This is a genomic window from Streptococcus sp. 2100, from assembly GCF_013276335.1.
GTDB classification, from domain to species: Bacteria; Bacillota; Bacilli; order Lactobacillales; family Streptococcaceae; genus Streptococcus; species Streptococcus pseudopneumoniae.
On the sequence record NZ_VMKV01000042.1, the window covers coordinates 1 to 26,451 of the forward strand.

The following is a 26,451-nucleotide window of genomic DNA, read 5'->3' on the forward strand; positions in this document are numbered from 1 at the left end:
AGTGCTTTGAGCAGCCTGCAGCTAGTTTCCTAGTTTGCTCTTTGATTTTCATTGAGTATAAAATAAGCAAATCAGTAAGAAACCCACGACAAGATAATCCTGACGCGGGTTGTAGTTTCAACAAATGTCAATTGACCTGACTAGCAATCTGTAAGAGTGCCTTTTCAAAAAGGAAACCTTTTTCATAGAGTCCTGTCTTAATCTGATAGTCTGTCTCAATCAAGTAGGAAATTACTTGCTTCAAAAAGCTCAAAGAAAGTCCTCTTGAATCTCTCAGCGCAAACTTGATTTGATAGGGATTAGGATTGCGTCCGAGAAAACTTCCTAGACTACTTGCAGTCTGAGATTCTGTTTGCCCAGACTCCGCCAAAATCTTCACCTGAGTAAAAGTCCGAAATTGTCCTAGCATGACTGCAATCAGTTTGATTTCATCTTCACCTTGCAAGGTCAAATCTCTAACCAAATCGCGCGCCTGATCCATCTTTTTAGTCAGAATAAACTGAGTTAAATCAAAAATATTGTCCTGTAAGGTCTTGGGAATTGCGTTAACAATATCCTCTTCCTCGATAACAGAGTCTTCCTTATAGGACTGTAAAAAGAGGAGATTTTTCTGGATTTCGCTAAATTGAAAACCCGACTTGACGAGAAGATTTTCAAAAGAATTATTGGTAAACTGCAGACCTTCTTTCTGGCTCCACTTTTGGAAATACTGGCGTAATTCTTGTTCTTTGGCTTCTACTGCATCAAAGACCTTGGCATCACGCTTAAGTAATTTTACCAGCCGTCTTTTGCTATCCAGCTTTCCTTCCGCAAAGATCAACAACTTGGTTGTTGGTGAAGGGTTATCAAGGTATTCCTCAAACGACTTGAGTTCATCATCTGTTAAAAAGCGTTTCTTGGCTGTTGTGATATCTACAAAATGGTCTAATATCACGATTTTCTCATCCGCAAAGAAAGGAAGGCTGACTAACTCCAGTTCCACATCCTTGTAGACCACTTCTTTCATATCAAAGTAGGCAAAGTTGAGATCAGCAGAATCATAGCCAATCTGTTTCAATACTTGACTCTTCATCACTTCAAACTGACCCTGATCTGTCCCTGTAAAAAGGCTCAGGCTAGGTAAATTTGATAAAGTCAACTTCTGACTCTCTTCAATGGCTAGCATCTTCTCTCCTTTCTTCTGATTTTTCGATTTAATTTAGTCAATATAGCGCAATTTCCCACGGAAATCTTCTAAGCTCTCGTATACTTTTTCCGCCATGATTGCTTTTAGTTCATTGGTAATGCGGTCAAAGGCACCGACGCCTTCTTTGTGAAGGGTGGTTCCCACCTGCACCATACTCGCTCCACAGAGAATATGTTCAAAGGCATCACGACCAGTCAACACGCCACCTGTTCCAATGATTTGGATCTGGGGATTTAAGCGTTGATAAAAGGCGTGAACATTAGCTAAAGCAGTTGGTTTGATGTATTCTCCACCAATTCCACCAAAACCATTCTTAGGCCGAATAACGACAGATTCGTCTTCTATATAGAGGCCGTTTCCGATAGAGTTAACGCAGTTGACAAACTTGAGCGGATACTTGTTGAAAATAGCTGCCGCTTGGTCAAAGTGAACAATATCAAAATATGGTGGCAATTTAATTCCAAGAGGTTTGGTGAAGTAGGCAAACACCTCTGCCAAAATCCGGTCTGTTGTCTCAAAATCATAGGCAATCTGAGGTTTACCTGGAACATTTGGACAGGAAAGATTTAGCTCAGTCAGACCACGAAAATCACTCTCTTGGACTTTTTTCAAGATAGTATGGGTTTCCTCTGGAGACATTCCAACCAGAGATAAGAAGAAAGTTCGGTTTGGCTCTTTTTCCTGTAAATCCAAAAGATAATCCAAATAATAGTCTAAGCCCTTATTTGGCAAGCCCATAGAATTGATAGAACCAAGTGGGACATCTTGATAGCGTGGCTCAGGATTTCCCTGACGAAAGTCCAAGGTTGCTGTCTTAGTAACAAAGGTTCCTGCCGCTGAGTTTTTGACCTCTTCTAACTCCTCTATCGTCATACAAGCCACACCTGCTGCATTCATCAAGCAATTGTCAAACTCAAAACCAGCAATTTGTGTTTTCGTTGATACCATGATTCTAATCCTCCAGATTCTTTTTATTGCTAATATTATACCATAATTTTAATTCTAGGTTTACTAGATTCTGTGGTTCTATCTATTTATTCGGAAAAGAAAGTCTAGTGCAGAAGTCATGTTATGGAAACAGCTAGTGTATTGGAAGTTTGAACAAGACTTGGGTCACAGACTTTTGAATGAAGTCCAAGCAACAAGGAGAAATCTCAACCATGAGTCCATTCCATGACTCTGTTACTCTAGAAAACCTTGCAATAGTCAAGTGATAACGAATAAAACTTTGGATTGAAATATCTCCATGATTATCTATTACGAGGAGAAATCTCAACCTTTGGCATTTTTAAAGAAATACATGTAAATCTCTACTTTCGCAAAATGGATTTTCAGAACAGTATCCCAGTATAGTTAAAAACTATAAAAAAGAGAGGAAGTCCCCCTCTTAAGATTTTATTTGACTGCTTCTTTTAAAGCGTCTACCTTGTCCAAACGTTCCCATGGAAGGTCAATATCTGTACGTCCCATGTGTCCATAAGCTGCTGTTTGACGGTAAATTGGACGCTTGAGGTCCAGCATTTGGATAATTCCTGCAGGGCGAAGGTCAAAGATTTGACGGGCTGCTTTTTCAAGCTTGCTTTCAGCTACTGTTCCTGTACCGAAAGTATCGATACGAACAGAAACAGGTTGGGCAACACCGATAGCGTAGGCCAATTGAACTTCTGCCTTCTTAGCAAGACCGGCTGCAACGAAGTTCTTGGCAATATAGCGAGCTGCATATGAGGCAGAACGGTCCACCTTAGTCGCATCCTTACCAGAGAAGGCACCACCACCATGACGAGAGTAGCCACCATAAGTATCTACAATAATCTTACGACCAGTCAAACCTGAGTCCCCTTGAGGACCACCGATTACAAAACGACCTGTCGGATTGATAAAGAATTTTGTCTTATCATCGAGATAAGAAGATGGAATAACTTCTTTGATGACCTTGTCAATCACATCTTGATGGATTTGTTCATTAGTAGCCTCTGGATCATGCTGAGTAGAAATAACGACTGTATCTACACGTACCGGACGGTCATTTTCATCGTACTCAACTGTAACTTGTGATTTTGCATCTGGACGGAGATAGCTAATTTCTCCAGATTTACGAAGTTCTGCCAGACGACGAACCAATTTATGACTGAGTGAGATTGGCAATGGCATGAGCTCTTCTGTTTCATCCACTGCAAATCCAAACATGAGCCCTTGGTCTCCAGCACCGATCAAATCAAGTGGATCTTGGTCTGCATTTCCACGAACCTCCAAGGCTTCGTTAACACCTTGGGCAATATCTGGTGACTGCTCAACAAGTGACGGATGAACTCCCACTGTCTCAGCAGAAAAACCATATTCTGTATTGGTATAACCAATCTCTGCAATGGTATCACGAACCACACGGTTAATATCCACATAGGCATTTGTAGAAATTTCACCAAAAACGTGGACGGAACCAGTATAGACAGCTGTCTCAGCAGCAACGTGCGCCTCTGGATCCTCTGCTAAAATAGCATCCAAAATCGCATCTGAAATTTGGTCTGCAATCTTATCTGGATGCCCCTCAGATACAGATTCAGACGTGAATAATTTACGTTCTGACATAAAAATGTCCCCCCTTAAAAATAGTGTTATAGAGTTACAAAGTACTGGTAGGAAAACTCTTAGTGATAAATGCCTACCATCTTATCGGGACTATATAACTTTATCATTATACCATTTTTTAGCGCAATTTGCAGTCTTTAATGTGATATTTCGGTTTAGATAGTTCGTTCTCATAAAGCAAAAAGTTGGAGTTCAGTACTCCAACAATTTCTATTAAAATGTTTGGCGTTTCGCTTTACGCTCTGCACGACCGCGAGCGCGATTTTCAGCACGCTTGGTTTTGCGGCGCTTTTCATCAACCGCCCATTGAATTTTCTTCTTATAACCCGGTTTGACTTTTTTCTTTTTCTTTTTGACCAGACCAATCATTTCAATATCAAGCTTATCTTGCTTCTTCTCACGATTAGCACGACGATCACGGTCATAGGTATCTTGGAATTCTCCATCTTTGACCATCTTAGGAGTAAACTTGATTCCCAATTTCTCCAACTCACGGATATCCGAGTCATCACTTGGCTGATAAAGGGTAATGGCTGTGCCTGGTAGGCCATTTCTTCCAGTACGACCAACTCGATGAACAAAGAAGGACAAATCTTGCGGAATGGCATCATTGATGACATGGCTGACACCTTCAATGTCAATCCCACGCGCTGCCAAGTCTGTTGCGACAATGTACTCAAAATCCAGATTTTTCACCTGATTCATGATACGCTTGCGCTCACGAGGGGCAATATCCCCATGAATTTTTGCCACCTTCAAGCCTTGAGCAGTCAGGTAAGAATGCAATTCATCAGCACGCGTTTTAGTGTTAACAAAAATCATTGCCAAATACGGTTGCATCAACTGAGTCAACTGGTAAATTTGAGCATTCTTATCACGTCCCTTAGTAGAAATCAACCAATTATCAATGGTATCAGAAATGATCGTTTTGGTCTTGATTTTCTCCATAACTGGATTTGATAAGTATTTTTTCAAGAATGGTTGCAGTTTTTGCGGAATAGTCGCTGAGAAGACCATGAATTGCAAGTCTTTTGAAAGACTGCCAGCAATCTTATCAACAGTTTCCAAGAATCCCATATCCAAGGTCATGTCTGCTTCATCAACAACAAAGGTCTTGGCCTTGTGAATAGCCAAATCACCGGATTTAACCAAGTCGTAAATACGGCCTGGTGTTCCAATAACAATATGAGGCTGATTGCTTGCCAATTTCTCAATCTGACGAGCCTTATCCGTACCACCCACATAATTAACCACACGAACTTCCACGTCTGAGTGGGCAGCAATCTGACGGGCTGCTTGGTAAATTTGAGTAGCCAACTCACGACTCGGTGCAGTAATCACTGCCTGTACACTATCGCTAGCTTCATCTAATTGCTGGAAAATCGGTAACAAGAAAGTGTGAGTCTTACCTGAACCTGTTTTTGATTCTCCAACCAAATCTCTACCTGCCAAAACAATAGGAATCAATTTGTCTTGCACCTCTGTTGGAGCTGTAAATTTTAACTCCTCCAAGGCCTCTCTAATATAGTTTTTAAATTGAAATTTCGTAAATGACATAATATCCTCTATTCTATCTATCTTATCAATTATACCATATTTTATTCCATTACAGTAGTCTCACTTATTTAGGCTATTTCCAGTAGCTTCTCTAATAATAAAAAGGCTAGAATTTCATGGTTCCAACCTCTTTTCATACTCAATGAAAATCAAAGATCAAACTAGGAAACTAGCCGCAGGCTGTACTTGAGTACGGCAAGGCGACGTTGACGTGGTTTGAAGAGATTTTCGAAGAGTATCAGTTATTATTTCCAGTTTAAAATAGCACTCAAGCCATAGTGATCACTGACTTGTGGACTCTTGTTACCATCAAATACGACATGTAAATTTTCCACCGCTAACTCTTTGGTAGTAAAGACATAATCGATTCGAAGGGGTTCAGTGTTCCCTTTCCAGCCATCAATTTCTGGTGGAACGGTATAGCTACCGCTTTTCTCTTGAGCAACTTCAAAAGCGTCTTGTAAGCCTAATGGACTAGCCAAAATAGCTTGGTAGCCTTCCTGTCCAGCTGGGTTGTTGAAATCTCCAGCTAGTAAAAGTGGCTTGTTCAATTCTTTCAAGACATTCTCAAATCGTGCCCATTCTTCTTGGAAACCTTTATCCCACCAAGAAAGGTGGACACTTGCAACTGCAAGCTCCTTACCATCAACTACAGTTTCAGCCAAAGCAACACGACGAGTATGATAGTCTGTTGGATCATCCACATCTGAAACCAAAATTTCTCTGGCTTCAATAGGTTTTTTAGACAAGATAGCTACACCTTCATGGTAGCGATCATAACCGATATGGTTATAGGCCCAAGTCCAGTAGTAATTTTTCCCTTGCTCAGACAACTTTTCAACCAAGAGTCTAACATAGTGATCTTGGTGAATAGGCTCAGCTGCTGGCAAAGCTTGATAAAGGTCATTAACCTCCACCTCTGGCGAAGTGATCTCCTGATTGATTTCTTGGAAACAAATCAAATCATAGTCTTTTTCAAGAATATCCTCAAGCAAAATCTGGAATTTTTCCTCAGCTTCTTTTTCCATCCAACTATGAGTATTGAGTGTTAAAAATTTCATTCTTTTCTCCCAAAATAAGAGGTTGGAATACAGCTTCCAACCTCAAGTATATTACAATTCTACTTTAGCAACTGCTGTTTTAGCTGCAAGAGAACCTGTTTTTTCTAATTTAACTGATTTAATTGCATCACCATTTGTGAAGACAACTACTGTTGAAGTTTCACGTCCTGCTGCACGGATAGCATCCAAGTCAGCTGTGACAAGGAGATCTCCTGCTGCAACTTTTTGTCCTTCAGCAACATGAACTGTAAATGGTTTACCTTCAAGACTTACTGTGTCCAAACCAATGTGAACCAATACTTCAAGACCTGATTCAGTCACAATACCAAGAGCATGTTTTGTTGGGAAGATGCTTGATACAGTACCTGAAACTGGAGATACAATGTTTCCATTTGCAGGTTCTACTGCAAATCCATCACCCATCATTTTTTGAGCAAATACTGGATCTTTTACTTGTTCCAAAGCAACAACTTGACCGTCTGCTACTGAGTAAACTTCCTCAGTAAGACCTTTGAAGTGAACAGTGTTTTGTTGTGCTTCAGTCATTTGGCTTGGAAGAGTTTCAGGAATGATTTCACCTGAATCAAGGATATCTTGGATATCAGATTTCAATACGTCAGCTTTTGGTCCGTAGATAGCTTGAACCCCTTGTCCTTTCATGACAAGACCCATAGCTCCTTCTGCTTTCCATTGCTCTGCATTTCCTACTTTATCTGCATCTTTAACAGTTACACGAAGACGAGTCATACATGCGTCAACATCAACGATGTTTGCACGTCCACCAAGAAGGTTGATAATATTTACAGCTTGAGAACCTGCTGCAACTTTCACTTCGCTGCTAGATTCTTCTGAACCTTCAGCAGTTTCGTAGTTTCCGTTACGCCCTGGAGTTGCGTAGTTGAATTTTTGAATCATGAAGTTTGCGATAAAGTACATGATTACGGCAAAGAGAACAGTTACCCAAACGAAGTTAATGATATCCATACCGATACCAGCACTGATTGCAATAGGTGTACGAGTCAAGAACTCGATTGAACCGAATGAGTGCATACGTAGGTTTACAACGTCAGCCATAGCGAAGGCAGCACCTTGAACAAGTGAGTAAACAAGATACATAGGTGTTGCGACGAACATGAACATGTATTCGATTGGTTCAGTAACCCCTGTCAAGAATGTTGCAAGAGCTGTCGCAATCATCATACCTTTATATTTGTGTTTCTTGTCAGCATCGACATTACGGTAGATAGCCACGATCACACCCATCAAGATACCGAATGAACCGATCATTTGTCCAACTTTAAAACGAGCTGGGTGAACAGTATCTAACAATTGTTGGTAGTGACTTGCATCTGTACCTTTGAGGTTTACAAGGTCTGTTACCCATGCAAGCCATAGTGGGTCTTGACCGAATACTTGAGTACCTTTAGCTGCACCAGTTAAAATGTCATAAGTACCACCAAGAGCTGTGTAGTTCATTGGGATAGTCAACATATGGTGAAGACCAAATGGCAAGAGCAAACGTTCCAAAGTACCATACAAGAATGGTGCAAGGATTGGTGCAGTTTCTTGTGAGTTGGCAATCCAAATACCAAAGCTATTGATACCAGTTTGCACAAGTGGCCAGAAAGCTGAAAGTAGAATTGCAGCAATTACTGAACGAAGAATAACTACAAATGGTACAAAACGTTTTCCGTTAAAGAATGAAAGTGCATCAGGAAGCTTACGGAAGTTATAGTATTTATTGTAAGCAGTTGCTCCAATAAAACCAGAAATAATCCCTACGAATACACCCATGTTAAGTGCTGGAGCTTCCATAACACTAATGAAGTAATCAGCAACTTTGATTGATCCACCAAAGAGAGTTGTTACCATAGCTTCTGGATTCTTCAACATGTCTCCTGATACACCAAAGATTGTACCAGTGATACGGTTGATTAGGATAAAGGCAAGACCTGCCGCAAACGCACCACCAGCACGTTCCTTAGCCCAGCTTCCTCCAATAGCGAGGGCAAACAAGATATGAAGGTTAACGATAACCCCCCAACCGATTTGCTCTAGGACACCACCAGTAATAACGAGTGGAGCAAAGTTAGGGTTAATCATCACGATAGACTTACCGATTGAAATCATCAAACCAGCAGCCGGCATAACCGCGATAACCACCATCAAAGCCTTACCGAATTTTTGCCAAAATTCGAAAGACAAGACATTTTTGAATGTATCTTTCATCATTCAAATCTCCTTTATTTTTATTTAGGCAAACGTTTTACGAAAACGTTTGCACCTTTTATGATTTAATCATACCACTTTAATTTTTTTTTGTAAAGGCTTTTATTCAAAAAAATCCTCTTTTTTCAAAAATTTTCTAGGTGCTAAATTTCAAGTTCAAATTAGCCATCAAGAATCTTCTCTGAGCAACTTCTTTATACTCTTCGAAAATCTCTTCAAACCACGTCAGCGTCGTCTTACCGTATATATGTGACTGACTTTCTACAACCTCAAATCAGTATTTTGAGCATCCTGTGGCGAGCTACCTAGTTTGCTCTTTGATTTTCATTGAGTATTAGAAGTCCCTTTTCTAAAATTTTTGTAGCAAAAAAGGAGATTTTACAACCTCCTCATAAAAGTAATTATTTTACCTAAATTTTCAAGAATCGACGCATGGATATTCCTGATCCCAGTGAACCAATAAAAATTCCAATCACAAATAGTAGGGCAATCATCAACGGACTAAATAAATCTGGACTAATCATAGATAGATTTTGTCCTACCAACGATTTGTTAACAGATTGGTAAACCATTTGATAAACAATAAAGACCAAAACAGATGGTGCGATAGCTCCCAATAAACCGATAAAGGCTCCTTCTAACAAGAACGGTCCACGAATATAACTGTTTTTAGCTCCGACCAAGCGCATGATTTGAATTTCGCGACTGCGGGAAATAATAGTAATACGAATGGTATTTGAAATCAAGAAAACTGCGACAAAAATTAACAAGGCAGCAATCCCTAGTCCCCAAACACGGATAAATGAAGCTAACTTGAAGAGTCTTTCTGTATTGGCACCGCCATCTTGAACCTCAGAGACACCTTCAATTTTTTTAGCATCTTCGGCTATAGTTTTTACATCATTTGGAGTATTTGCCTCTACAATATAGGCATCATAGAGAGGATTGGCATCTCCTTCAAAGATTTTCCAGTTATCTCCCATTGTCTCGGTTAACTTTTCATATTGTTCTTCTTTACTTGAAAAGGTAACACTCTTAACCGTAGACATGTTCTTCAAAGAATCATATACCTTGTGGTAGTCATTATTTGTAACAGTTTGACCTTCTTTTTCAATTGTCTGACTGTTATCTTCCACATCCTTTCGGATATAAACTACTACACGGACATTATTTTCAATATCTGTAGCTAGTTTCGCTGTATTAAAAATAACAGATGCAAATATTGCCACCAAGGTCAAAGTAATCATGACTGAACTGACAGCAGCTACTGTCATCCAACCATTTCGTTTCAAACTTTTTAAGGCTTCAAATAAATGGCGAAAAAATCTACTAATCATCGTATCCATACTCTCCTTTTGATTCGTCACGAACAACACGGCCATTTTCAATGGCAATGACACGGTGGCGCAAGGTATTTACAATCTGGCTATTATGAGTCGCCATCAAAATAGTTGTCCCTTGTAGGTTAATCCGTTCCAAGAGATTCATAATTTCCCATGAATTATCAGGGTCCAGGTTTCCTGTTGGTTCATCGGCTATCAATACTTTTGGATTGTTTACAATAGCACGTGCAATCGCAATCCGCTGTTGCTCTCCACCTGAGAGCTCATTTGGGAAAGAACGAACCTTGTGCTTCAACCCAACCAAGTCTAAAACTTCCATCACACGTTTTTTGATATTACGGCGATTTTCCCCGATTACTTCCATAGCGTAAGCAATATTTTCATAGACAGTTTTCTTTGGTAACAATTTATAATCCTGGAAGACAACCCCAACACTACGACGTAGAAGCGGGACATCTTTCTTTTTGATCTTAACCAGATTAAAACCAGCAACTGATAGGCTTCCTTTATCGATTTTTACTTCACGATACAGAGAACGAATAAAGGTTGACTTCCCTGCTCCTGAAGGTCCTACGATGTAAGCAAATTCCCCCGGTTGAACGCTGACCGAAACACCGCGTAGGGCAGTCGTTCCGTTGTCGTATTTTTTAACGACATCTCTCATTTCAATGATTGACATGTGAGTTCCTTTCTATCTTAGCTGATTCGCCACTTGAGATAGGCATCGATAAAACCATCTAGGTCTCCGTCCATAACCTTATCTACCTGAGCAACCTCAAAGCTAGTTCGGTGATCTTTTACCATAGTATAAGGAGTGAAGACATAAGAACGGATTTGGCTTCCCCATGTGATTTCTTTTTTCTCACCCTTGAGGGAATCTACCTCCGCAGCTTTCTTTTCTTGCTCCATTTGATAGAGCTTAGCCTGCAACATCTTCATGGCACGATCTCTATTTCCATACTGGGTACGATCCACTGTTGATTGAACAACAATTCCAGTTGGAATGTGGGTTAAACGTACACCTGTTGAAACCTTATTGACATTTTGTCCACCGGCACCACCTGAACGGAAGGTATCCATCTTGATGTCATCTTCCCGGATTTCCACTTCAATGGTATCGTCCAACTCAGGCATCACTTCTACGGATGTGAAAGATGTATGGCGACGTTTGGCAGAGTCAAATGGTGAAATTCGCACCAAACGGTGTACCCCCATTTCTGACTTGAGAAGACCATAGGCATTAGGCCCTTCAAATGATAAGGTTACTGACTTGATACCAGCTTCATCCCCTGCTTGGTAATCCAATACTTCCACTTTAAAGCCTTTAGCATTACCATAACGAGTATACATACGAAGCAACATATCACCCCAGTCCTGAGCCTCAGTACCACCAGAACCTGGATGGATTTCCAAGATGGCATTGTTGTGGTCATAAGGTTCTGACAAGAGTAGAGTCATCTCATAGCTGGTCATCATCTTATCAAGTTCGGCTAACTGCTCTACCAGTTCTTCTTGAACTGACTCGTCTTCAGCTAAAAAGTCCAATAAAATTTCGACTTCATCCTGCAACTCTTCCATTTTGTGGAAGGTGTTATAGGTGTTTTTTAATTCATTTAATTCTTGCGACGTTTTTTGGGCCGCAATATTATCATTCCAAAAATCAGGTTCTGTCATCTTGTTTTCCAAGATGGCAATCTCTTCCTCTAGCCCTTCGAGGTCAAAGAGACCCCCTGAAAGAAGCTAATTTTTCACGATTTGCGTCAATTTTTTGACGGATTACTGAAATGTCCATAAATACTCCTTTTTTACATCATTTCATTATAGCATATTTTATCATTTCTTTCCATCTTTTGCTATAATCCCTTTTTTATGAAAAAAGAAGCCTTTCGGCTTCCCTTCTTACAAGACTTTTGCTGAAGTGCGAGTGATTTCTTCCACTTGAATACCATTTGCTTCAAATTTTTCTTTCAAGGCTGGTAAATCAATTGATCCATCGATTTGCACTTCGATAATGACCTTACCATCCTTACGCGGAATATTGACTGTATGGGAGATATTCAAATTTTCTTCAACGATTAGAGAAACAATCTTACCAAGAACGCCAACTTCATCTTCTGTAACAAAGCGCACACGAATTCCTTCTTCTCCATAACCAGCAATTTCAAGAAAGGCTTGGAAAACGTCACGGTCCGTAATAACCCCATAGACTTGATGGTTATCTACTACAGGAAGAATACCAATCTTGTTTTTCAACATCAGATAAGTTGCATCTTCTAGACTCGCATAGCCTGAAACAGTGACAACATCGCGAATCATGACATCTTTTACTTTTGTCTTATTTAGAAGATAATTCATCTCATAGATAGAAAGACTGGTTGCTTTTGATGGGCTAGCTTGGGCAATGGTTCCCTCAGTTACCAAACCAACCAATTGATCATTTTCGATAACAGGCAAGCGGTGCAACCCTTGCTCTCTCATCAAATCTGCTGCATGAGATACTGTTGTATCTGGACTAATATAAACTACCTTGCGGGTCATAAAATCTTTAACTGCCATGAGACTTCTCCTTTTCTATTCTTATCCCTATTATACAATCTTTTTGCAAATCTATCAAACGCTTACATTTCTTTTTCAAAATTCAGAAAAGTATGAATAACCTAGCAAAAAGAGCTCTGAAATCGAGCTCTGTGAATGAAGGTAAGATACGTTTCATTCGATTTTTTCAATTATTAGAAATTAACCTTTTAATGTAGATGATGATTACTTCGTAATCTCCATCTGCAACCTAAACTAGTCTCCCAGACTAGTTTAGCCACCTAGATATGCTTTTCTGACTTCTTCTGATGAAGCGAGTTCTTTTCCTGTTCCTGATAGGACGATTTTTCCTGTTTCCAATACATAGCCTCGGTCAGAGATTGCAAGTGCTTTATTGGCATTTTGTTCAATCAAGAGGACGGTTGTTCCTTGTTGCTGGATATCTTGAATGATATCAAAAATCTCTTGGATAAAGATTGGGGCAAGTCCCATTGATGGTTCATCTAAAAGAAGAAGTTTTGGTGTTGACATAAGAGCGCGTCCCATGGCAAGCATTTGTTGTTCCCCCCCTGAAAGAGTAGCTGCATCTTGGTTCTTCCGTTCTTCAAGACGTGGGAAGCGTGAAAAGACCTTCTTCAAGTTAGCTTGATTTTCTTCACGATTTTTCTTCAAAAAAGCTCCCATTTCAAGATTTTCCATAACAGTCAAGCCAGGAAAGACGTGGCGTCCTTCTGGAACTTGTGAAAGACCACCTGCCACGATTTTCTGAGCCGGCATTTTTTGGATTTCTTGACCTAAAAATTCAATCTTTCCAGAGCTTGGTCTAACCAAACCTGACAAGGTACGGAGAATGGTTGTTTTACCAGCACCATTGGCACCGATAAGGGAAACAACTTCTCCTTCATTCACTTCAAAGCTTACATCACGGACTGCTTGGATCATACCGTAATGCACAGAAAGATTATCAACTTTTAACATAGACATTAGGCTTCACCTCCTAGATAAGCTTCGATAACGCGTTTATTGGTCTTAATTTCGTCTGGAGTTCCTTGAGCAATTAAACGACCATATTCAAGTACGTAGATACGTTCTGTAACTTCCATGACCAGATTCATATCGTGTTCAATCAGCATGATTGTAATCTTAAATTCATCTTTGATGCGACGAATTAACTCAGTCAATTCCGCTGTTTCCTGCGGGTTCATACCTGCGGCTGGTTCATCTAAAAAGAGAATTTTAGGTTCCGTAGCGAGGGCACGAACAATTTCCAAACGACGTTGTTGTCCGTAGGCGAGGTTTTTAGCAAGAGTCTCTGCATCACCATCTAAATCAAAGATTTTCAGCAATTCTAAAGCTTTAGATTTTAATTCTTTTTCACTCTTGTAAAAAGCTGGTAAGCGTAAGAAACTAGCAAAAACATGTTGTTTGTGATGGTTGGCAAAGGCAATCAAAACATTGTCCAAAACGGTTAAATCTTTAAAGAGACGGATATTTTGGAAAGTACGTCCAAGTCCTAAAGAAGCAATCTTATAAGGTGCCTTTCCATTCAAAAGGTGACCATCTAGGGTTACTGTTCCCTCGCTTGGTTCATAAACACCCGTCAAGAGGTTGAAAAGAGTGGTTTTCCCAGCTCCGTTTGGACCGATTAGTCCAACCAGTTCCCCTTCGTTCAATTCAAGAGTCACATCTCCAACAGCTGTTAGACCGCCAAAATGTTTGGTTAACTGTTTTACTTCAAGTAATGCCATTAGTTTTATTCCTCCTTCTTAGATTTTTTAAAGAAACGTGATAGGCTCAATTCCCATGTTCCAAGGAGTCCACCTGGTCTGAAAATCATTACCAAGACCAAGGCCAAAGCGTAAATAATCATACGCACACTAGCTACGTCTTGGAGAAGCATATTCAAAATTCCCAGAACAATAGCCGATACAATGGCACCTGTAATGGAACCAAGTCCACCAAAGACAACAATAATCAAAACGTTGATTGAGTTGATGAAAGTGTAATCTTTCGGTACAACTGAACCGATAAATCCTGCCTGAAGTGACCCTGCAATACTCGCAGTAATGGCACCAAAGACAAAAGCGATGATTTTAATTTTAGTCGTATTAACCCCAACTGACTCAGCAGCGATTTCATCCTCACGAACAGAGAGGGTTGAACGACCAATTGGACTACGCAAGAAGTTCAAGGTTGCAATGGTTGTAATCACAACAAAGAAGTAAACCATTTGCCAAGTTGTAAAGTTTGGAATTCCCAAGATACCTGCCGCACCATTTGTAAGGCTTCCGCCATTGATGATAAAGATACGGATAATTTCAGAAACACCTAGAGTTGCTACTGCAAGATAGTCCCCCTTCAAACGCAAGGTTGGAATTCCGACAAGCAAGGCAACTGCTCCTGAAAGTAAAGCCCCTATCAGCATGGCTCCAAAGAAGGCACCGTAGGTTGGTGATTTAGAACCAATAATAGCTGCTGCATAGGCACCAATCGCCATGAAACCAGCATGACCAAGTGAAAATTGTCCTGAAAAACCAACGATTAAGTTGAGACCAACAGCCAAAATAATATTAATTCCAATTTGTTGTAAAATCTGTACATAGAATAGATTGAGTACTCCGACTGAAACCAATACACTAATCAAGCCATAGCCAGCTAATAAAAGGAGTAACCATAGAATATTAACTTTTAAATTTTCCTTCATCGCTTACACCTTCTCTTTCACATTTTTACCAAGGATACCAGCTGGGCGGACAATCAAGATCAACAACAAGATTCCATAAACAATGGCATCACGGAAGTCTGACATCCCAAAGGCTGTCGCAAAAGTTTCTAATAGACCAATCACAAAGCCACCAAGAGCCGCACCAGGAATGATTCCGATACCACCAAGTACCGCGGCAACGAAAGACTTAAGACCTGGAGTAACCCCCATCAAAGGCTCAAGAGAGTTATAATAGAGGGCAATCAGAACACCAGCCGCACCCGCAAGAGCTGAACCCAAAGCGAAGGTAAAGCTGATCGTACGGTTTACATTGATCCCCATCAATTGTGCCGCATCGCTATCTACAGATACAGCACGCATGGCTTTCCCCATCTTAGTCTTTTGGACAATGACCTGTAACAAAATCATCAAAATCAAGGAAATGGCCAAGATCATTAACTGCACGTTTGTTAGGCTAACTGGTCCCAAATCATAGCGAACTGTTTGAATCGCTTGAGGAAAGGCACGAGTATTGGCACCAACCAGATAGACCATGCCATACTCCAATAGGAAAGAAACCCCAATAGCTGTAATCAAAACAGCAATACGAGTAGAGTGACGCAAAGGTCGGTAAGCAAGGAACTCAATCACGACACCAAGAATAGCTGTCGCTAGCATGGCTACAATAAGAGCTACAAAGAAATTCATTTGGAAAGAATTGATCAAGAAATAACCGATAAAGGCTCCCATCATATAAATATCACCATGGGCGAAGTTGATGAGCTTGATAATTCCGTAAACCATGGTATATCCTAGTGCTAACAGCGCATAAACACTACCTAGAATCAAACCATTTACTAGTTGTTGGAGCATAAGATTCACTCTTTCTATTTATAATTCCGAGGGTTTTCCCTCACTTTTTGATAGGTTCTTAAACATCGAAACAGGGAGTGAGTCCGAGGCTCATTCCCTATTTCAACATTTTTCTATTATGGTTTTACAACTTCTGCTGCTTCAACCTTACCATTGTTCATGGTCATCATGTAAGCAGTTTTGACTGTGTTGTGGTCTGCATCGAAGCTTGTTTGACCAGTTACACCTTCAAAGTCTTTTGTTTTAGCAAGATTATCCTTGATTTCACCTGAGTTTTTAGCACCTTTTGCTGCGTTTGCTACAAGGTGAACTGAGTCATAAGCCAAGGCTGCAAATGTTGAAGGCTCTTCATTGTACTTAGCACGGTAAGCGTCAAGGAAGGCTTTAGCTTTAGCTGAAACTTCTACAGTAGTTGAGAAGCCTGAGATAAAGTAGATGTTTGATGCTTTTTCAGCAGTTGCTTGTTGTACAAACTCCTCACCGTTAAATCCATCACCACCAACGATTGGTTTGTCAATTCCCATGCCACGCGCTTGGTTTACAATCTTACCAGCCTCATTATAGTAACCAGGAACAACGATAGCATCAAAGTCTTTCCCTTTCATTTTTGTAAGGGCTGCTTGGAAGTCTGTGTCACCTGCTACGAAAGTTTCATCTGCAACGATTTCACCCTTGTATGACTCGCGGAAAGATTTGGCAATCCCTTTAGCATAGTCACTGGCATTGTCAGTGTAAAGAACAACTTTCTTAGCATTTAATTTTTCAGAAACATAGTTTGAGATAATTTTTCCTTGGAAGCTATCTTGGAAAGTTCCAATAAAGAGGTAATCTTGACCTTTAGTCAATCCATCTTGAGTCGCACTTGGTGAGATCAATGGAACACCTGCTTTTGTAGCGTTCGCTACCGCAGCTGCAGTCGCACCAGATGTCGCAGGTCCTACGACTGCTGATACTTTAGATTGGGTTACAAGGTTAGTTGTAACTGAAGCAGCCTCAGCTGTTTCAGACTTATTATCTTTATCAACTACTTCGATTTGTTTTCCATCGATACCACCTGCGGCATTGATTTCATCAACAGCCAATTGGGCACCTTTTTGTTCAGCTGTTCCGTATGCAGCTAAAGAACCTGATTCTTCAAAGTTAAACCCGATTTTAATTGTCTTTTCCTCTACTGAGTTACCAGCAGTGTTGACTGCTCCAGACTTCACTTCTCCACAGGCTGCAAGAAGTGCTACACTTGCAAGCGCCACAAACGATAGGGCAAATTTTTTCTTCATCTTTTTTGTCTCCTTATTTCTTAAATAGTCTGTTAAGAATATATCGAATTATCAGAAAATTGTCAACACTTTTCTTTAAATTTTTATCTGATAACGTTTTCCTATCGGTAAAGGTTGCCCACAAAGGGTGTTTCCAGTTCTTGGATATGACAAACTCTGACTTTTTTGATAAACTTTTCCTTGCTCAAGCGCCCGACCAATTGCTCCACTTCTTGAGTTGGAACATAGAGTTGTAAGTAACGATGTTTCTTGGAATGATAGGTAATATCTCCATAATCCTGCAGTTTTTTGGCATCACGATTATAGTAAAGATAGATAATCAAGCCAGATCGATTGACTTTTTCAAACATGATAAATCCTCTTTCTAAGAAATCTCTCCCTATTATACCAAAAAAAGCAAACCCAGTCGAGTTTGCCTCCTTTGATTATTAGTTCAATGAATTGTTGGCCATGATTTCATCAATGAAGCCATATTCAAGTGTTTCTTGGGCGCTCATCCAGTTATCGCGTTCTGCATCTGCATGGACTTTTTCGATTGACTGACCTGAATTTTCAGCCAAGATTTTTTCCAAGGTTTTACGAGTTTTAAGCAAATGTTCTGCAGCGATAGCCATATCAGTTTGTTGGGTACCACCACCTGTACCACCCATTGGTTGGTGAATCATATACTCTGCATTTGGAAGCATGAAACGTTTGCCTTTTGCTCCACTTGATGCGATGACCGTCCCCATAGATGCTGCCATACCCATAACGATGGTTTGGACATCTGCCTTGATAAAGTTCATGGTATCAACGATTGCCAAACCAGCTGAAACGGAACCACCAGGTGTATTGACATAAAGGTAAATATCTTTTGTACTATCTTGGGCATCCAAGAAAAGCAATTGGGCAATAACAGAGTTAGCCATATTGTCTTCAACTGGACCTGTCAGCATAATGATGCGGTCTTTAAGAAGACGTGAGTAAATATCGTAGGAACGTTCTCCACGGCTTGTTTGTTCAATAACTACAGGAATCATTCATTTCTCCTTTTGAGTTTTAATTTTGTTGGTCAAATGACTGAAGATAAGACTATTATAATATCTTGGTCAAAAAAGGTCAAATTTTTGCTCTGCTTTCATTAGACAGAAACAAAAACCCAACCTCCTTTCGTGACTAGAAATACTTTTCCAAGTCATTCTTCTTTTCGATCTTATTTTGTACCGAACAAGCGGTCTCCAGCATCTCCAAGACCTGGAACGATATAACCGTGTTCGTTCAAGCGTTCATCCAAGGCTGCTGTAAAGATTTCTACATCTGGATGAGCTTCTTGAAGGGCTTTTACACCTTCTGGTGCTGATACAAGGCAGACAAATTTAATATTTGATGCGCCACGTTTTTTAAGTGAGTCAACGGCCAAGATTGCTGAGCCACCTGTTGCCAACATTGGATCTACTACAAAAATTTGACGTTGGTTAATGTCCTCAGGCAATTTCACCAAATACTCAACTGGTTGAAGTGTTTCTTCATCACGGTACATACCGATGTGGCCAACTTTAGCAGCTGGAACCAAGCTCAAGAGACCATCAACCATCCCGATACCTGCACGCAAGATTGGAACGATAGCCAATTTCTTACCTGCTAATTGTTTTTGAACTGTTTTTGTAATTGGTGTTTCGATTTCCACATCTTCTAGTGGAAGATCACGAAGTACTTCATACCCCATCAACATTGCAATCTCATCTACTAGCTCACGAAAAGCTTTTGTAGAAGTATCTGTACGACGCAAAATTGACAATTTGTGTTGAATCAGCGGGTGATTAATAACTTCAATTTTTCCCATTTTTGGAATTCCTTCTTTCAATTTATTCTTCTTATTATACCAAAAAACGGTTTAAAAATCTTTCTAAACCATTTATTTTTGATAATTTTTACATTAGATCAGCCTCTTTAAGAGCTTCCTGTACTGTCTCAAGTGGTAAATGGGTCAATTCTGTCCCTTTTTCTTGATAAAGGTATTGGGCGTAGTCATCCATTCGGTACTGGTTGATATAAACCACGCGCTTGCAACCAACCTGCAATAATTGTTTGGTACAGTTGAGACAAGGAAAATGGGTTACATAGGCTGTAAAACCTTTAGGAACACCACGCTCAGCCCCTTGAAGAATGGCATTAACCTCAGCATGAAGGGTGCGAACACAGTGTCCTTCAATGACCAGACATTCGTGATCAATACAATGCTCGGTACCTGACACCGAACCATTATAACCAGTGGAAATAACCTTATTATCCTTAACCAGAATTGCGCCCACTTTGGCACGTTTACAAGTGGAACGATTGGCAATTAGTAATGCTTGGGCTGCAAAATACTCATCCCATGCTAGTCTTTTTTCAGTCATATCTCTTCTCCTTTTTCTCTATTTTTTAAAAAATGGTAACCGTAAATCCGCTATCTTTTCAGCAGGTACCTTCATGCCATCCTTGATCCATTTTAAAAGGACTGAGACGATGGCTGAACTCCAGAAGGAATGAAGATAAGAGCTGACACCTTTTGATTTCCCATGGTATTTTTCTAGAAATTCCTGCATGGCTTGGACAAAGATTTTTTCCAGATGGTAATCCAAGGCCAATTGAATCACTCTAACTTCCTTTCTGGCCTCCCGGAAAAGGTGAACCCAAACCAAATAAAGGTCTGTCTTTAAATCGTAATGATGCAGCTGTTCCATAATATTGTGGACAGTTCGTTTAAAGACGCTCTCTAAAATTTCCTCTTTGGAGTCATAATTGCGATAAAAGGCCGCACGCGAAACACCTGCACGTTTGACCAATTCAGAAATACTAATCTTGGTCAGTTCCTTTTTTTCCAAGAGTTGCAAGAGGGCTGTTTCAATGGCTTCTCTGGTTAATAAATTGGATTCTTGGTTTGATTTTCTGAGATTTTCAAGAGACTTTTCAGAGATTCTACGTTCAGACATAACATTTTCTTTCTACTTGTCACAACAGACGGATGATGCTTTTGTTTCAAGGGTTTTCATGATATAATTGTAAAAAAAGACAGAACCTTTGTCAATGTATAACTGACAAAGATGGAGAATTTCTATGACTTGGAAGATTATTGCTGACTCTGGTTGTGATTATCGTCAACTGCCAACACCAGCTATTAACACAACCTTTGTAAGTGTCCCCTTAACCATTCAAGTAGCTGATCAGGTCTTTGTTGATGATGCCAGTCTTGATATTGACCATATGATGGAAACCATGTATGCAACCGCAGAAGCTTCAAAATCAGCTTGTCCAAGCCCAGATGATTATTTGCGAGCATTTGAAGGTGCCAAAAACATTTTCCTAGTAACCATCACTGGTACTCTTTCTGGTAGTCACAATAGTGCTCAACTGGCCAAGAATATTTATCTGGAAGAACATCCTGACACTAAGATTCATGTAATTGATAGTTTGTCTGCTGGTGGTGAAGTTGACCTACTCGTAGAAAAATTGAATGACTTGATTGCCCAGGGCTTGTCTTTTGAAGAAGTGGTTGAAGCTATCACCGCCTATCAAGAAAAAACTAAGTTGCTCTTTGTCCTAGCCAAAGTCGATAACTTGGTGAAGAACGGCCGTTTGAGCAAGCTTATCGGTACGGTCGTTGGCCTTCTCAACATTCGTATGGTCGGAGAAGCTAGTGAAACTGGAACTCTCGAATTGCTACAAAAAGCAAGAGGAGCAAAGAAGTCAGTTCAAGCAGCCTATGAAGAGTTAGTGAAAGCAGGATATGCTGGTGGCCGTATTGTCATGGCCCAACGCAATAACGAGAAATGTTGCCAACAGCTTTCAGACCGAATCCGTGAAACCTTCCCACAGGCGGATATTAAAATTCTCCCAACATCTGGTCTCTGCAGTTTCTATGCAGAAGATGGCGGTCTGCTGATGGGCTATGAAATTGATTAATTGCATTCTTGACAAGAGGTAACCATCATCTCTTGTTTTTTTTGTGGTACAATAGAGCTATGAAACATTTTGATACTATTGTCATCGGTGGAGGACCTGCTGGTATGATGGCTACGATTTCCAGTAGCTTTTATGGACAGAAAACCCTCCTCATCGAAAAAAATCGGAAACTTGGAAAAAAGTTAGCTGGGACTGGTGGGGGACGTTGCAATGTGACCAACAATGGTAGCTTGGACGACCTACTAGCTGGAATTCCTGGAAACGGACGCTTTCTTTACAGTGTTTTCTCCCAGTTCGATAATCATGACATCATCAACTTTTTTACAGAAAATGGTGTTAAACTTAAGCTCGAAGACCACGGACGCGTCTTTCCAGCCAGTGACAAGTCTCGGACTATTATCGAAGCTTTGGAAAAGAAAATCACTGAACTAGGTGGTCAAGTTGCTACTCAAACCGAAATTGTTTCGGTTAAAAAAATCGGCGAACAGTTTGTCCTTAAGTCCGCAGACCAAACCTTCACTTGTGAGAAACTCATTGTCACAACTGGTGGAAAATCCTATCCTTCTACTGGTTCGACTGGTTTTGGTCACGAGATTGCCCGCCATTTTAAGCATACCATTACCGAGCTTGAAGCTGCTGAAAGTCCTTTATTAACAGATTTTCCACATAAGGCCTTGCAGGGAATTTCGCTGGATGATGTGACTCTAAGTTATGGCAAGCGTGTCATCACTCACGATTTGCTTTTTACCCACTTTGGTTTGTCAGGTCCTGCTGCCCTACGTATGTCTAGCTTTGTCAAGGGTGGGGAGATTCTCTCACTGGATGTTTTGCCTCAACTTTCTGAAAATGACTTGGTTGCATTTCTAGAAGAAAATAGGGAAAAATCTCTAAAAAATACCTTAAAAACTTTGCTTCCAGAACGCTTGGCAGAATTTTTTGTGCAAGGCTATCCTGACAAAGTCAAACAACTGACTGAAAAGGAACGTGAACAACTTGTCCAGTCCATTAAAGGACTTAAAATTCCTGTAACTGGAAAAATGTCTCTTGCCAAGTCCTTTGTCACCAAGGGTGGCGTCAGTCTCAAGGAAATCAATCCCAAAACTCTGGAAAGTAAGCTGGTTCCTGGACTCCACTTTGCTGGCGAGGTACTGGACATCAACGCCCATACGGGGGGCTTTAACATCACTTCTGCCCTCTGCACCGGCTGGGTGGCGGGAAGTCTGCATTATGATTAAAGAACTTTTAATAGAAAAAATCGGAAGATTACTCCTCCGATTTTATTTTGCTTGAGTTTGGACATAGTGGGCAATGACATCTGATGTGTACTGGGCTGTTCCAGTACCAAATTTGTCAATATTTTCCTTAAACTCTGGGTTATAGACGTAGCCTTTACCGATATGACCGAATACTTCAATAGTACAATCAAATCCATAAGTACGAATGGCTTGCAAGAGCTTGGCTGTTTGCTCTTGGTTTTCAGTTGCTGTTACAGGCAGACCAGCTTGAAGATTTTGTGCTAAGGCTTGAAAAACTTGGTTGAAGGCAGCCGTAGCCTCGTCTTCGTGACCTTTCTGGCGCTCCAGCGCTTGGTCCATGACTTCTTGTCCATATTTCTCTACCGCCTCTTGGTGGTATTTTTGATGGTCTTGGTAGTTAAATCCAGCAAATTTCTCTTGAATGCTCATTTCTCTTTCTCCTTTTTGTTCTTGAATGGTTTTTTGCAAGGTTGAAATCAAGGTATCCAGATGTTCCCTTTCTCGAGTCAAATAGTCCAACTGCCTGGTCAAATGAGGCAATAAATCTGTCCTTTCTTCCTTTAATAGCTCTGCTATTTTTTCTAAAGAAAAGCCTAGATATTTGTAGTAAAGAATGACCTGGAGACGTTCCAAATCCTCCTGACTGTAGGTTCGATAGCCGTTTTCCGACTTTAAAGGAACCAAAAGTCCTATCTTATCGTAGTGGTGCAGGGTCTTGACAGAGACACCCGAAAGCTGTGCAGCTTCTTTTATATGGTACATGATTTCCTCCTTATACTCAATGAAAATCAAAGAGCAAACTAGGAAGCTAGCCGTAGGCTGTACTTGAGTACGGTAAGGCGACGCAGACGTGGTTTGAAGAGATTTTCGAAGAGTATTACACTGATAGTATAACCCCTCCCCTTAGGTCAGAGTCAAGCGTTTTTGCGAAATTTTTTACTTTATCATAACATGAAAATGGTTTTCTTGACAGACCTTAGAAAACATGATAGGATAGTCAAGTCTATCAATCAAAAGAAACGCTCATTTTGAGTACTGATGAGGCTATTTGCCAAGGGCAGTAGCTTTTTCTTTTGTAACACTAATTTTAGGAGTTTAACTATGTCTGAAAAATCGCAATGGGGGTCTAAACCGGGCTTTATCCTAGCATCTGCTGGTTCAGCCATCGGACTTGGTGCCGTTTGGAAATTCCCCTATATGACTGCTGCTAACGGTGGAGGAGGCTTTTTACTGGTCTTTCTCATTTCCACTATTCTAATCGGTTTCCCCCTTTTGCTAGCTGAATTTGCTCTCGGCCGAAGCGCTGGTGTCTCAGCAATCAAAACCTTTGGAAAACTAGGCAAGAATAGTAAGTACAACTTTATCGGTTGGATTGGTGCCTTTGCCCTCTTTATCCTCTTATCTTTCTACAGTGTTATTGGTGGCTGGATTTTAGTCTATCTAGGCATTGAGTTTGGAAAATTGTTCCAAATTGGTGGAACGGGTGATTATGCTCAGTTATTTACTTCAATCATTTCAAATCCAGCCATTGCTCTAGGAGCTCAAGCGACCTTTATCCTATTGAATATCTTCATTGTATCACGTGGGGTTCAAAAAGGGATTGAAAGAGCTTCGAAAGTCATGATGCCCCTGCTCTTTATCATCTTTGTCGTCATCATCGGTCGTTCTCTCAGTTTGCCAAATGCCATGGAAGGGGTTCTTTACTTCCTCAAACCAGACTTTTCAAAACTGACCAGTGCTGGTCTCCTCTATGCTCTGGGACAATCTTTCTTTGCCCTCTCACTAGGGGTTACAGCCATGCTGACCTATGCTTCTTACTTAGACAAGAAAACCAATCTGGTCCAATCAGGAATTTCCATCGTAGCCATGAATATCTCGGTATCCATCATGGCAGGTCTCGCCATTTTCCCAGCTATGTCAGCCTTCAATATCCAGTCTGAAGGGGGACCGAGCTTACTCTTTATCGTCTTGCCTCAACTCTTTGACAAGATGCCTTTTGGAACCATTTTCTACATCCTCTTCCTCTTGCTCTTCCTCTTTGCGACAGTCACTTCTTCCGTCGTTATGCTGGAAATCAATGTGGGCAATATCACCAACCAGGACAACAGCAAGCGTGCCATGTGGAGTGCCATTTTGGGAATCTTGACCTTTGTCTTTGGCATTCCCTCAGCCCTATCTTACGGTGTCATGGCGGATGCTCACATCTTTGGGAAGACCTTCTTTGACGCTATGGACTTCTTGGTTTCCAATCTCCTCATGCCATTTGGAGCTCTCTGCCTTTCACTTTTTACAGGCTATATCTTTAAAAAGGCTCTTGCAATGGAGGAACTCCATCTTGATGAAACCGCATGGAAACAGGGACTGTTCCAAGTCTGGCTCTTCCTTCTTCGTTTCGTCATTCCAATCATCATCATCGTGGTCTTCATCGCCCAATTTATGTAATCAAAAAGGACTTGAGTAGTAAACTCAGGCCCTTTCTTTTTTATGGATGGCTAACAATCACTTCCAAACCTTGCCCTTCCAGAGTCCAAGCTTCAACATCACTTGGTAAGATAAAGTGACTGCCTTTTTGGATTGGATAATTTTTCCCGTCAACAGTCAGTTGACCTTGACCGGCTAAGACACTCAATAAGCTGTAGTCAGCTGTCTTTTCGAAGTCAACTTTTCCAGTAATTTCCCACTTGTAAACTGCAAAGAAATCATTGGATACAAGGAGAGTGGAACGCAAATCATCTGCTTTAACAGTTACAGGACGGCTATTTGCAGGCTCACCAATGTTTAAGACATCAATGGATTTTTCAAGATGAAGTTCACGCAAGTTGCCCTTATCGTCCTTGCGGTCAAAGTCATAGACGCGATAGGTGGTATCGCTAGACTGCTGGGTTTCAAGAATCAAGATGCCAGCCCCAATGGCATGCATGGTGCCACTTGGCACATAGAAGAAATCTCCAGCCTTAACAGGCACTTTTGTCAGCAAGTCATCCCAATTCTTGTCCTCGATTTGCTGGCGGAGTTCTTCTTTTGACTTGGCATTGTGGCCGTAGATAATCTCTGAACCTTCATTCGCAGCGATGATGTACCAGCACTCTGTTTTTCCAAGCTCGCCTTCATGCTCGAGTCCATAAGCATCATCTGGATGAACTTGAACACTGAGCCAGTCGTTGGCATCCAGAATCTTAGTCAAAAGCGGAAATACAGGCTCAGGACGATTGCCAAACAATTCACGGTGTTCTGCATACAAAGTAGCTAGATCTGTTCCCTCAAAACTACCATTGGCAACTTTAGAAACTCCATTTGGGTGAGCTGAGATAGCCCAGTATTCCCCTATTTTTTCACTTGGGATGTCGTAGCCAAACTCATCACGTAGCTTGGTTCCACCCCAGATTTTTTCTTGCATAACTGATTGTAAAAATAATGGTTCTGACATTTTATTCTCCTGTCTGATCTTTCTTCCTTCATTATAACAAAAAAAGAGTTCCATTTGAACTCTTTTTTACATCTTATAAAGCAGGGAGAAGATTTTATAAAAATAGTAAACAAATGTGCTCTACTCGATGCTTGCTCCATTGCTATCAATGACATCCTTGTACCAATAGAAGGACTTCTTCTTGCTACGTTTGAGAGTCCCATTTCCTACATTATCTCGATCTACATAGATAAAGCCATAGCGCTTATTCATTTCCCCTGTGCCAGCTGAAACCGGATCGATACATCTCCAAGTCGTATAACCAAGCAAGTCAACCCCGTCTTGGTAAATGGCATCTCGCATGGCCTTGATGTGGGCCTCTAAGTAAGTAATCCGATAGTCATCTGCTACATAACCATTCTCATCCGGTTTATCCATAGCACCGAGTCCATTTTCTACGATAATACTAAACTAAAATCAAAAAGCATTATATAATAGTAATATGAAATCAACT

The 26,451-nt window shown here is 40.6% G+C and carries 25 protein-coding genes and 1 pseudogene; 3 read left to right on the top strand and 23 right to left on the bottom strand.

What is annotated here, in order from left to right:
- Positions 1-127 precede the first annotated feature (127 nt).
- The 20 genes from holA to HT669_RS07035 all read right to left on the bottom strand — a co-directional run bounded on the left by holA (position 128) and on the right by HT669_RS07035 (position 20,305).
- Positions 128-1,165: a DNA polymerase III subunit delta gene (holA, locus tag HT669_RS06940; RefSeq protein ID WP_101514407.1), complete on the bottom strand. Its 1,038-nt coding sequence runs from the start codon at positions 1,163-1,165 to the stop codon at positions 128-130.
- A gap of 33 nt (positions 1,166-1,198) precedes the next feature.
- Positions 1,199-2,134: a dihydroorotate oxidase gene (locus tag HT669_RS06945; RefSeq protein ID WP_172922195.1), complete on the bottom strand. Its 936-nt coding sequence runs from the start codon at positions 2,132-2,134 to the stop codon at positions 1,199-1,201.
- A gap of 447 nt (positions 2,135-2,581) precedes the next feature.
- Entirely contained in the window at positions 2,582-3,772 is a 1,191-nt protein-coding gene (gene metK, locus HT669_RS06950) for a methionine adenosyltransferase (RefSeq protein ID WP_000003909.1), read from the bottom strand.
- A gap of 213 nt (positions 3,773-3,985) precedes the next feature.
- Entirely contained in the window at positions 3,986-5,329 is a 1,344-nt protein-coding gene (locus HT669_RS06955; protein ID WP_050208023.1) for a DEAD/DEAH box helicase, read from the bottom strand.
- A gap of 245 nt (positions 5,330-5,574) precedes the next feature.
- On the bottom strand, positions 5,575-6,390 hold the full coding sequence (locus tag HT669_RS06960; RefSeq protein WP_000670821.1) for an endonuclease/exonuclease/phosphatase family protein: 816 nt from the start codon (positions 6,388-6,390) through the stop codon (positions 5,575-5,577).
- A 51-nt stretch (positions 6,391-6,441) separates the two neighbouring features.
- On the bottom strand, positions 6,442-8,622 hold the full coding sequence (locus tag HT669_RS06965; protein ID WP_172922750.1) for a PTS transporter subunit IIBC: 2,181 nt from the start codon (positions 8,620-8,622) through the stop codon (positions 6,442-6,444).
- Positions 8,623-9,029: 407 nt separating this feature from the next.
- The gene (ftsX, locus tag HT669_RS06970) at positions 9,030-9,956 is read right to left on the bottom strand and encodes a permease-like cell division protein FtsX (protein WP_000625541.1); all 927 of its coding nucleotides are present in this window, start codon (positions 9,954-9,956) and stop codon (positions 9,030-9,032) included.
- A complete protein-coding gene (gene ftsE / locus HT669_RS06975; RefSeq protein WP_000022265.1) occupies positions 9,949-10,641 on the bottom strand; it encodes a cell division ATP-binding protein FtsE in 693 nt (230 codons plus the stop codon). The genes ftsX and ftsE overlap by 8 nt, the downstream gene beginning before the upstream one ends.
- A gap of 17 nt (positions 10,642-10,658) precedes the next feature.
- A protein-coding gene (gene prfB, locus HT669_RS06980; protein WP_100127798.1) for a peptide chain release factor 2 occupies positions 10,659-11,754 on the bottom strand; the annotation gives its coding sequence in 2 pieces (ribosomal slippage) (positions 10,659-11,681 and positions 11,683-11,754; 1,095 coding nt in all).
- Positions 11,755-11,861: 107 nt separating this feature from the next.
- Entirely contained in the window at positions 11,862-12,518 is a 657-nt protein-coding gene (locus HT669_RS06985) for a CBS domain-containing protein (RefSeq protein WP_000268665.1), read from the bottom strand.
- A 252-nt stretch (positions 12,519-12,770) separates the two neighbouring features.
- On the bottom strand, positions 12,771-13,481 hold the full coding sequence (locus HT669_RS06990) for an ABC transporter ATP-binding protein (protein WP_000062201.1): 711 nt from the start codon (positions 13,479-13,481) through the stop codon (positions 12,771-12,773).
- Positions 13,481-14,245: an ABC transporter ATP-binding protein gene (locus tag HT669_RS06995; RefSeq protein WP_001185994.1), complete on the bottom strand. Its 765-nt coding sequence runs from the start codon at positions 14,243-14,245 to the stop codon at positions 13,481-13,483. Before HT669_RS06995 ends, HT669_RS06990 begins: the two co-directional genes overlap by 1 nt.
- A gap of 5 nt (positions 14,246-14,250) precedes the next feature.
- Positions 14,251-15,201, bottom strand: a complete 951-nt coding sequence (locus HT669_RS07000) for a branched-chain amino acid ABC transporter permease (RefSeq protein WP_000662285.1) — start codon at positions 15,199-15,201, stop codon at positions 14,251-14,253.
- A 3-nt stretch (positions 15,202-15,204) separates the two neighbouring features.
- The gene (locus HT669_RS07005; RefSeq protein WP_000941427.1) at positions 15,205-16,074 is read right to left on the bottom strand and encodes a branched-chain amino acid ABC transporter permease; all 870 of its coding nucleotides are present in this window, start codon (positions 16,072-16,074) and stop codon (positions 15,205-15,207) included.
- Between the two features lie 116 nt (positions 16,075-16,190).
- Positions 16,191-17,351, bottom strand: coding sequence for an ABC transporter substrate-binding protein (locus HT669_RS07010; RefSeq protein WP_000726146.1), 1,161 nt, complete (start codon positions 17,349-17,351; stop codon positions 16,191-16,193).
- 101 nt (positions 17,352-17,452) lie between these two features.
- Positions 17,453-17,701: a YlbG family protein gene (locus tag HT669_RS07015; RefSeq protein WP_000462126.1), complete on the bottom strand. Its 249-nt coding sequence runs from the start codon at positions 17,699-17,701 to the stop codon at positions 17,453-17,455.
- A gap of 78 nt (positions 17,702-17,779) precedes the next feature.
- On the bottom strand, positions 17,780-18,370 hold the full coding sequence (clpP, locus tag HT669_RS07020; RefSeq protein WP_000613465.1) for an ATP-dependent Clp protease proteolytic subunit ClpP: 591 nt from the start codon (positions 18,368-18,370) through the stop codon (positions 17,780-17,782).
- 173 nt (positions 18,371-18,543) lie between these two features.
- Positions 18,544-19,173, bottom strand: a complete 630-nt coding sequence (upp, locus tag HT669_RS07025; RefSeq protein ID WP_000515975.1) for a uracil phosphoribosyltransferase — start codon at positions 19,171-19,173, stop codon at positions 18,544-18,546.
- 88 nt (positions 19,174-19,261) lie between these two features.
- Complete coding sequence (locus HT669_RS07030) at positions 19,262-19,729, bottom strand: cytidine/deoxycytidylate deaminase family protein (protein WP_000136974.1); 468 nt, start codon at positions 19,727-19,729, stop codon at positions 19,262-19,264.
- Between the two features lie 18 nt (positions 19,730-19,747).
- Entirely contained in the window at positions 19,748-20,305 is a 558-nt protein-coding gene (locus HT669_RS07035) for a TetR/AcrR family transcriptional regulator (RefSeq protein ID WP_000004147.1), read from the bottom strand.
- Positions 20,306-20,429: 124 nt separating this feature from the next.
- On the opposite strand from HT669_RS07035, the gene HT669_RS07040 reads away from it, so the two are divergent.
- Complete coding sequence (locus HT669_RS07040; RefSeq protein ID WP_000219931.1) at positions 20,430-21,275, top strand: DegV family protein; 846 nt, start codon at positions 20,430-20,432, stop codon at positions 21,273-21,275.
- A gap of 59 nt (positions 21,276-21,334) precedes the next feature.
- Positions 21,335-22,510 (top strand): NAD(P)/FAD-dependent oxidoreductase, encoded by a 1,176-nt coding sequence (locus HT669_RS07045; RefSeq protein ID WP_000680044.1) that lies wholly within the window; start codon positions 21,335-21,337, stop codon positions 22,508-22,510.
- A gap of 42 nt (positions 22,511-22,552) precedes the next feature.
- Here the strand turns inward: HT669_RS07045 and HT669_RS07050 are convergent, their stop codons facing one another.
- The gene (locus HT669_RS07050; RefSeq protein ID WP_000274782.1) at positions 22,553-23,293 is read right to left on the bottom strand and encodes a MerR family transcriptional regulator; all 741 of its coding nucleotides are present in this window, start codon (positions 23,291-23,293) and stop codon (positions 22,553-22,555) included.
- Positions 23,294-23,632: 339 nt separating this feature from the next.
- On the opposite strand from HT669_RS07050, the gene HT669_RS07055 reads away from it, so the two are divergent.
- Entirely contained in the window at positions 23,633-24,973 is a 1,341-nt protein-coding gene (locus tag HT669_RS07055; protein WP_050223719.1) for a sodium-dependent transporter, read from the top strand.
- A gap of 40 nt (positions 24,974-25,013) precedes the next feature.
- Here HT669_RS07055 and manA read toward each other — a convergent pair whose 3' ends face one another.
- Positions 25,014-25,958 carry a mannose-6-phosphate isomerase, class I gene (gene manA, locus HT669_RS07060; protein WP_050223723.1) on the bottom strand — a complete coding sequence of 315 codons (945 nt, stop codon included), beginning with the start codon at positions 25,956-25,958 and terminating at the stop codon, positions 25,014-25,016.
- Positions 25,959-26,078: 120 nt separating this feature from the next.
- Positions 26,079-26,399: pseudogene (locus HT669_RS07065) on the bottom strand (family 1 glycosylhydrolase); the annotation flags it as partial.
- Positions 26,400-26,451 lie beyond the last annotated feature (52 nt).

What these genes read in the sequence shown, in the direction of transcription:
- holA (WP_101514407.1), bottom strand. Translation starts at nt 1,165, where the DNA reads ATGCTAGCCATTGAAGAGAGTCAGAAGTTGACTTTATCAAATTTACCT.
- HT669_RS06945 (WP_172922195.1), bottom strand. Translation starts at nt 2,134, where the DNA reads ATGGTATCAACGAAAACACAAATTGCTGGTTTTGAGTTTGACAATTGC.
- metK (WP_000003909.1), bottom strand. Translation starts at nt 3,772, where the DNA reads ATGTCAGAACGTAAATTATTCACGTCTGAATCTGTATCTGAGGGGCAT.
- HT669_RS06955 (WP_050208023.1), bottom strand. Translation starts at nt 5,329, where the DNA reads ATGTCATTTACGAAATTTCAATTTAAAAACTATATTAGAGAGGCCTTG.
- HT669_RS06960 (WP_000670821.1), bottom strand. Translation starts at nt 6,390, where the DNA reads ATGAAATTTTTAACACTCAATACTCATAGTTGGATGGAAAAAGAAGCT.
- HT669_RS06965 (WP_172922750.1), bottom strand. Translation starts at nt 8,622, where the DNA reads ATGATGAAAGATACATTCAAAAATGTCTTGTCTTTCGAATTTTGGCAA.
- ftsX (WP_000625541.1), bottom strand. Translation starts at nt 9,956, where the DNA reads ATGATTAGTAGATTTTTTCGCCATTTATTTGAAGCCTTAAAAAGTTTG.
- ftsE (WP_000022265.1), bottom strand. Translation starts at nt 10,641, where the DNA reads ATGTCAATCATTGAAATGAGAGATGTCGTTAAAAAATACGACAACGGA.
- HT669_RS06985 (WP_000268665.1), bottom strand. Translation starts at nt 12,518, where the DNA reads ATGGCAGTTAAAGATTTTATGACCCGCAAGGTAGTTTATATTAGTCCA.
- HT669_RS06990 (WP_000062201.1), bottom strand. Translation starts at nt 13,481, where the DNA reads ATGTCTATGTTAAAAGTTGATAATCTTTCTGTGCATTACGGTATGATC.
- HT669_RS06995 (WP_001185994.1), bottom strand. Translation starts at nt 14,245, where the DNA reads ATGGCATTACTTGAAGTAAAACAGTTAACCAAACATTTTGGCGGTCTA.
- HT669_RS07000 (WP_000662285.1), bottom strand. Translation starts at nt 15,201, where the DNA reads ATGAAGGAAAATTTAAAAGTTAATATTCTATGGTTACTCCTTTTATTA.
- HT669_RS07005 (WP_000941427.1), bottom strand. Translation starts at nt 16,074, where the DNA reads ATGCTCCAACAACTAGTAAATGGTTTGATTCTAGGTAGTGTTTATGCG.
- HT669_RS07010 (WP_000726146.1), bottom strand. Translation starts at nt 17,351, where the DNA reads ATGAAGAAAAAATTTGCCCTATCGTTTGTGGCGCTTGCAAGTGTAGCA.
- HT669_RS07015 (WP_000462126.1), bottom strand. Translation starts at nt 17,701, where the DNA reads ATGTTTGAAAAAGTCAATCGATCTGGCTTGATTATCTATCTTTACTAT.
- clpP (WP_000613465.1), bottom strand. Translation starts at nt 18,370, where the DNA reads ATGATTCCTGTAGTTATTGAACAAACAAGCCGTGGAGAACGTTCCTAC.
- upp (WP_000515975.1), bottom strand. Translation starts at nt 19,173, where the DNA reads ATGGGAAAAATTGAAGTTATTAATCACCCGCTGATTCAACACAAATTG.
- HT669_RS07030 (WP_000136974.1), bottom strand. Translation starts at nt 19,729, where the DNA reads ATGACTGAAAAAAGACTAGCATGGGATGAGTATTTTGCAGCCCAAGCA.
- HT669_RS07035 (WP_000004147.1), bottom strand. Translation starts at nt 20,305, where the DNA reads ATGTCTGAACGTAGAATCTCTGAAAAGTCTCTTGAAAATCTCAGAAAA.
- HT669_RS07040 (WP_000219931.1), top strand. Translation starts at nt 20,430, where the DNA reads ATGACTTGGAAGATTATTGCTGACTCTGGTTGTGATTATCGTCAACTG.
- HT669_RS07045 (WP_000680044.1), top strand. Translation starts at nt 21,335, where the DNA reads ATGAAACATTTTGATACTATTGTCATCGGTGGAGGACCTGCTGGTATG.
- HT669_RS07050 (WP_000274782.1), bottom strand. Translation starts at nt 23,293, where the DNA reads ATGTACCATATAAAAGAAGCTGCACAGCTTTCGGGTGTCTCTGTCAAG.
- HT669_RS07055 (WP_050223719.1), top strand. Translation starts at nt 23,633, where the DNA reads ATGTCTGAAAAATCGCAATGGGGGTCTAAACCGGGCTTTATCCTAGCA.
- manA (WP_050223723.1), bottom strand. Translation starts at nt 25,958, where the DNA reads ATGTCAGAACCATTATTTTTACAATCAGTTATGCAAGAAAAAATCTGG.